The sequence below is a fragment of the Bacillus cereus group sp. BfR-BA-01381 genome (assembly GCF_022663555.1).
Taxonomy (GTDB): domain Bacteria; phylum Bacillota; class Bacilli; order Bacillales; family Bacillaceae_G; genus Bacillus_A; species Bacillus_A pacificus.
On record NZ_JAKUFR010000282.1, the window covers coordinates 1 to 278 of the forward strand.

Below are 278 nucleotides of genomic sequence, written 5' to 3' on the forward strand. Positions count from 1 at the left end.
ACTTCCATAAAACTCCGAATTTTGCTTCACTGAGGCTAAGAAAACCCACGCAACAGGAATAACAATTGAAATTGCTAACGTAATAAGTGCTACGTAGATAAAACAGCGATACATTGCTTCTGTAGTCATTCCTTTTTGTGTTTTCATTGTTTTTGGGGCTGGATAAGCTGATTCTACAGTCATTTCTTTTTGTGTTTCTATCGTTTTTGGATCTCGATAAACTGTTTCTGTAGTCATTCTTTTTTGTGTTTCCATCGTTTTTGGACCTCCTTAATACT

1 protein-coding gene is annotated in these 278 nt (G+C 35.6%); it reads right to left on the reverse strand.

Annotation, left to right across the window (positions count from 1 at the left end):
• Positions 1–255 (reverse strand): hypothetical protein (locus MR079_RS28695; RefSeq protein WP_242295107.1); only part of this gene is annotated, 255 nt, incomplete at its 3' end.
• Positions 256–278 lie beyond the last annotated feature (23 nt).